Source organism: Mesobacillus boroniphilus JCM 21738 (assembly GCF_000517385.1).
GTDB lineage: Bacteria > Bacillota > Bacilli > Bacillales > Cytobacillaceae > Mesobacillus > Mesobacillus boroniphilus.
Genome location: NZ_BAUW01000213.1, coordinates 1 through 1293 on the forward strand (window position 1 = coordinate 1; position 1293 = coordinate 1293).

The following is a 1293-nucleotide window of genomic DNA, read 5'->3' on the forward strand; positions in this document are numbered from 1 at the left end:
GGGGCTAAACGAGGAGCTTGCGCTTTTTGTTCTGATTATGGAATTGGAAAAAATCAGCGGAAATTTCCAATTCGCTATAAAAATTAGATTTTCGCTATAAAAAAGAAAAATTCGCTATAAAAGAGAAAAATTCGCTATAAAAAAGGAAAACTCGCTATAAAAATGAAAATCCCGCTATAAAATCAAAATTTCCGCTATAAAAATTTTAGAACTGCCCTGCATACTGAAAATACAGAACAACAAGCCCCATTATCCACACATAAATCGCAAAAGGTTTCAAAGAATGATTTTTCAAATAGCCAATCATCCATTTTACCGCAATATAACCGAAAATCGCTGCTGAAATGATGCCGATTAACAGTGCCTGAATCGAAATCGTCTCACTTCCGCCGCTGAAAAGGTCTTTACCCTGCAAGACGATTGCTCCCAGAATGGCAGGGGTCGACAGCAGGAATGAGAAATAGGCTGCAGTCTCGCGGTCAAGCTTTCGCCAGAGCGCTGCGACAATCGTCAAGCCGGATCGGGAAATTGCCGGAAAAATCGCCGCTGCCTGGAAGCTGCCAATCACCAGTGCGTCTGTATAGCTGATATCATCCATTTTTTTGCGGCCATTTTTGATAGAATCAGCGAACCACATCAATGTCCCAGTAATCAGGAATTCCCAGCCAATCGTCACGCCAGTTTTGGAGATCTCATCAAAATAATCCTCAAACAGCAAACCGACAACTACAGCCGGCAGCGTACCGACAACAAGAAGGAAGGTGAGTTTCCCAAACGGATTTTTTAAAATTTTGATGAATTCATATCTATAAAACACAAACACTGCCAGCAGTGTCCCCACGTGAAGCATCGTGTCGAGCAGCAGGCCGGCCTCCTCAAGACCAAACAGATTCCTGCCCAGATAAAGATGGCCGGTACTGCTTATCGGCAAAAACTCAGTCAGCCCCTGGATAATCCCAAGAAAGAAAGCTTCAATTTTTGATAGCATACAGAATCCCCACTTTTTCAAAGACTTTGTCCCTTACAAAGCTATGAAACATGTCCCATCTCTATGCCAGCAAAATTTCCAGCGGACTATATGACGGCCACAAATCCAAGGGAAATGGGAGAAACTGTCCGTCATCAAGGTCATGACGGACACAAATCCAGGAAAAGGCAGAAAAACTGTCCGTCATCAAGGTCATGACGGACACAAATCGGGGAATAAGCAGGCAAACTGTCCGTCATCGGGGCCATGACGGACACAAATCGGGGAATAAGCAGGCAAACTGTCCGTCATCGGGGCCATGACGG

At 44.2% G+C, this 1293-nt stretch carries 1 protein-coding gene; it reads right to left on the bottom strand.

Annotated elements, in window-relative coordinates; genetic code table 11:
- Positions 1 to 205: 205 nt before the first annotated feature.
- Positions 206 to 988: an undecaprenyl-diphosphate phosphatase gene (locus JCM21738_RS21840; RefSeq protein WP_023627834.1), complete on the bottom strand. Its 783-nt coding sequence runs from the start codon at positions 986 to 988 to the stop codon at positions 206 to 208.
- Positions 989 to 1293: the final 305 nt, after the last annotated feature.